The sequence below is a fragment of the Motilibacter deserti genome (assembly GCF_011250635.1).
Taxonomy (GTDB): domain Bacteria; phylum Actinomycetota; class Actinomycetes; order Motilibacterales; family Motilibacteraceae; genus Motilibacter_A; species Motilibacter_A deserti.
Window position 1 is genome coordinate 1 of sequence record NZ_JAANNP010000135.1, and the last position, 4,076, is coordinate 4,076.

General features: G+C 75.3%; 5 protein-coding genes and 1 pseudogene. 3 read left to right on the forward strand and 3 right to left on the reverse strand.

Features of this window, described 5'->3' with window-relative positions:
• On the reverse strand, positions 1–930 hold a 930-nt coding region (locus G9H71_RS21310), incomplete at its 3' end, for an exodeoxyribonuclease V subunit gamma (RefSeq protein WP_166284781.1).
• Positions 931–1,222: 292 nt separating this feature from the next.
• Here G9H71_RS21310 and G9H71_RS21315 point away from each other — a divergent pair.
• Together G9H71_RS21315 and G9H71_RS21320 are read left to right on the forward strand one after the other, a co-directional pair.
• Positions 1,223–1,804 carry an RNA polymerase sigma factor gene (locus tag G9H71_RS21315; RefSeq protein WP_166284782.1) on the forward strand — a complete coding sequence of 194 codons (582 nt, stop codon included), beginning with the start codon at positions 1,223–1,225 and terminating at the stop codon, positions 1,802–1,804.
• Complete coding sequence (locus G9H71_RS21320; RefSeq protein WP_166284783.1) at positions 1,801–2,331, forward strand: hypothetical protein; 531 nt, start codon at positions 1,801–1,803, stop codon at positions 2,329–2,331. Before G9H71_RS21315 ends, G9H71_RS21320 begins: the two co-directional genes overlap by 4 nt.
• Positions 2,332–2,339: 8 nt before the next feature.
• Here G9H71_RS21320 and G9H71_RS21325 read toward each other — a convergent pair whose 3' ends face one another.
• Positions 2,340–2,675 carry a response regulator transcription factor gene (locus G9H71_RS21325; RefSeq protein ID WP_166284784.1) on the reverse strand — a complete coding sequence of 112 codons (336 nt, stop codon included), beginning with the start codon at positions 2,673–2,675 and terminating at the stop codon, positions 2,340–2,342.
• A gap of 423 nt (positions 2,676–3,098) precedes the next feature.
• Here G9H71_RS21325 and G9H71_RS21330 point away from each other — a divergent pair, with 423 nt between their 5' ends.
• Positions 3,099–3,425, forward strand: coding sequence for a peptidase inhibitor family I36 protein (locus G9H71_RS21330; RefSeq protein WP_166284785.1), 327 nt, complete (start codon positions 3,099–3,101; stop codon positions 3,423–3,425).
• Between the two features lie 40 nt (positions 3,426–3,465).
• On the opposite strand, the pseudogene G9H71_RS21335 reads toward G9H71_RS21330, so the two are convergent.
• Positions 3,466–4,076, reverse strand: a pseudogene (locus G9H71_RS21335) (hypothetical protein); the annotation flags it as partial.

The following is a 4,076-nucleotide window of genomic DNA, read 5'->3' on the forward strand; positions in this document are numbered from 1 at the left end:
GCGGAGCACCCCGGTCCCGGCGGGGTCGTCGGCGCGGCGGAGCGCTTCGACGCCGACGGCCGATCCCCCGTCGCGCCCTCCTGCCGCGGCGCCGGAGGCGGCCTGCGCCACCCGCTGCCAGAGCGACGGGGAGGGGTGGGGCAGCCAGAGGTGCACGTCGCGGTGCTCGGCGACGGCCGCGAGGACGGCCAGCGACGACGCGGTCAGCCGGGTCGGCCCGAAGACGGAGAGCCGGCCGGGAAGCGCCAGCAGCTGGGGGCGCGCCCGCAGCTGCTCGCAGGCCGCGTCCAGCCGCTCGGCCGGGCTCTCTGCGCCGACGTGCGCCCGCAGCCGCCGCCACAGCTCGGCCTGCCAGGCCAGGTCCGCCGGGAGCGGTGTGCCGCCGCCGTCGGTGTCCTCGCCGGACGCCCACGCCCGCAGCATCCGCGGGCGGGCGGCCGCGTACGCCGCGAAGAGGCCGGCCAGGTGCCGGGCCACGGCGTAGCGCCGACCTCGTCGCTGCCGGTCGCCGGTGCTGCCGGCCGCGCCGCCCGGCCCGCTGGCTGCGCCCGGCATGCCGAGGTGCCGTCCGAGCACGGTGCACCACGCCTCGCCCGCGCACGCGTCCAGCACCTCCAGCAGCGGCCACACCAGCCGGTCCGGGAGCCAGACGTCGGCGCGCGGGTCGGCACCCGTGACCGCCGCGACCGCCTCCTGGACCAGCGTGGCCGGGGACGGGAAGGCGACGTTCGCGCAGACCCCGTCCGCTCGGCCGCCGCCGGCCCCGAGGGCGCGCGAGAGATGCTGGGCGAGCCAGCGCTCGACCCCGCGGGCGGGCACCGCGACGACCTCCGGGCTGAACGGGTCGGCGTCCCGCGCGGGCGCGCGTAGCAGCTCGGCGAGGGCACCCGCCAGCTGGTCGGCCCGCTCGGAGCGGTGGACGTGCAGCACCGCTCAGACGTCCGTGGGGCAGCCGGGGCGGGGCAGGTGCAGCACGCGAGAACGGTATCCGCGCGCACGGCCGCCGGAGGGGACGCGTCCACAGGCCGCGCCAGGCGGCGTACTGCTAGCAGTTCTTGCAGTCGCCCCGCGATTGACGCGCTGCCCCGCTGCTGTCATGGTCATCGGGCGGGAGCAGGCGGGCGCGCCGTTCCCACGCGAGGAGCCGGCTCCGGGGGGCCGGCCTGGTTCTGGGCAGGGCCTTTGCGCGACAGCTCGGCGGCCGTGAGCAAGACTGGCGCCCGTGGCAACCGGCGCGGGCAGTTGGCGCGGGCGCGCTCCGAAGCGGCGCCCGGAGACGCTGCAGGACGCCGCCTGGCTCGAGGCCCTCTTCCTCGCTCACGGGGACGCGGTCAGGAGCTATGTCATGTACCGCTGCGGTGACGCCGACCTCGCCGAGGACGTGGTCAGCGAGGCGTTCCTCATCGCCTGGCGCGACCGGGCTGCCGTGCCCGACCCTCCGGTGCCCTACCTGCTCGGGGTCGCCCGACGGGTCCTCGCGGGCCAGCGCCGGGCCACGGCGCGCCGGGACGCGCTCGCTGCCCGGCTGGCCGACGGCTTGGACGGCGCCGGGCCCGAGCCGGACGCGGGCGGCTTCGAGGGCCTGGAGCTGCACGAGGCCCTCTCCCGCCTGCCCGACCACGACCGCGAGGCGCTGGTCCTCGTCGGGTGGTGCGAGCTGTCGAACGTCGAGGCCGCCCAGGTGCTCGGCTGCAGCCAGGTCACCTTCGCGGTGCGGCTGCACCGGGCCCGGCGCCGGCTGCGTGCGGAGCTCGACAACGCCGAGCGGCCCGGCGAGTCGACGGTGCGGGCGGCCGCGTCATGAGGCGCGACGACGACCTGGCCCGGCTGCGCGCTGCGCGGCCGGCCGGAGGTGCCGGGTGGGCGTCCTCGCCGGACGGGCTGCGCACGCTCGCCCGCGTCCAGGCCCTCGCCGAGGCCGAGGCCGGCTCCCCGGCGGGAAGGGCGACGGGCGCACCCCCGCGGCGCCCGCGCCCTTCCCGGTCCCGCTGGCTACCGCTGGCGGGAGTCGTGGCGGTGTGCGCCGCGGTGGCCGGCGCGGTGACGATCCGCGAGGCGACACCGGACGATCCGCAGCTGATCGGCTGCTACTCCGAGACGCGCGCGGAGGCGGCTGTGATCAGCCAGCCGAACGCCGAGTTCGCAAGCCTCGACCCGGTCCAGGCGTGCGCCCGCAGCTGGCCGACGATGTTCGCCGAGCTGCCGCAGCCCGAGCGCTTCGCGCTCTGCGTCACGATGGGCGGCGGGCAGGTCGTGGTGCCCTCGCGCGCCGGGCTCAGCGACGACGTCTCCTGCGTGCAGGCCGGCGCCCGGCCGGCGCACCGGCCCTAGGGGCGCCATCAGCTCGCCCGCGGGAGGGCAGGAGGGCGGCGCGACCCGTTCGTCGCGCGGTGCACCGGGGTCCAGTCACAGGAGGGGCAGGCGCCACCCGCCCGCAGCCGGGCGGGCCAGGACGCGTGCTCGAGGATCCCGTCGACGAAGCAGCGCGCCACGAGCTCCGCTCGGTTGCTGAGGCGGAGCCGGCGGGTGATCGCCGAGACGTGGTAGGCGACGGTGTGCCCGGACAGGCCCAGCCGGCGCCCGATCTGCTCGTTGGAGAACCCGCGCGCGAGCAGCTCGACGACCTGCGCCTCGCGCTCGCTCAGATGCGTGTGTCCCCGACCCGCCGCCTGCACTCGTCCTCCCAGGTCCGTGCCGGCGCAAGTCAAGCCCGGCCCCGGCCGGTGCCGCCAGCGCGCGGGTTATTACAGCCCACTTCGCGCGCCACCCGCTGGCCGTCCCGGCCGGCCCCCTGGCCCATCCCGGGAGGCTGGTGCCAATGACGTCGCATTTCTTACATCAACAACTGCACAATCTCCTATAAATTCATCCAGTAGAACTCCCCGCCGAATTGCCGCACGCTTTCGGCCATGACTTCTCGGACCTCGCGACGCCTCGCCGTCGCAGCAGCCTCGGCAATGGCCGTCTGCGTATCTGCAATTCCCGTCTCCGCCGCCGGCGCGCCCCAGGCAAAGCCCGGTGCCGACACGTCCGGAATCTCGGCACTGAAGGCCCGCGGCGCTCAGGTCTCGGGCAAATGGGCCGTCTTCCCGAACGGAGTGGAGGTCTCGCTAGGCGTCGCCGCCTACTCCGACTGCCCCAACAACTACGTCTGCCTGTTCGAGGACCCGAGCTGGGGCGGACGCATCGTCCGCTGGTACGTCGCCAACACCGCGATCAGCGACCTGGGCATCTACACGTTCAACGACCGCATGTCCTCGTGGGTCAACAATTCCCCGTACGACGCCCGCTGGTTCTACAACGGATCCTACGGCGGGACGACACGGTGCATGAATGCCGAGAGCGGCTCGGCCGCGTCGCTCGGCGGCGACGACAACGAGGCGAGCTCGTTCCGGATCTACACCGACGCGGTCGCCTGCACCTGACGGCGCGCGCGGGCCTCCGCCGCCACGGTGCAGGCTCGCGTCAGTAGTGGGCGCGCGCGTCCTCGGGCAGGTGCACACCGACCACCCTCGCAGCGGCCCCCGCGAGCAGCCCGGCGTAGTCGCGGTCGTCGACGACGAGGAACCGCTCCGCGGGGTGGGCCTGCCGGATCGCGGCGAGCTGAAGCAGCTTGTCGAGGTCCTTCGGCGGCAGCGGCCGGCCGCGCTCGTCGCGCAGCGCGCGAAAGGCCTCGAGCCCGTCGTACGGCGCGGCGAGCAGGCTGCGGAAGCGCTCGAACTGCGCCTCCGGCACCTCCGCGCTCGTCGTGGTCGCCGCGTCGTCGGCGTACTGCTCCATCTCGGCGCCGGTGAGGAAGCGCGGGTCGAGGTAGTCCGCGACCCCGCCGAGGTGCAGCTTGTCGGCCAGGTTGCTGTGCAGGTCGGTGATGCCGCGCGTGGTCACGATGCCCATGAGTGCGCCGCCCGCGCGCAGCGCGCTCATCAGCGGCGCCGCCGACGGGCGGATGAGCGTCGCGCTCTCGCCGGCGCGCCCCTTGCGGCTCCCCAGGGTCTGGTCGATGTCGAACAGCACGATCAGCCGGCCGTCGCCGTCGCCGTTGCCGTTGCCGTTGCCGTTGCCGTTGCCGTTGCCGT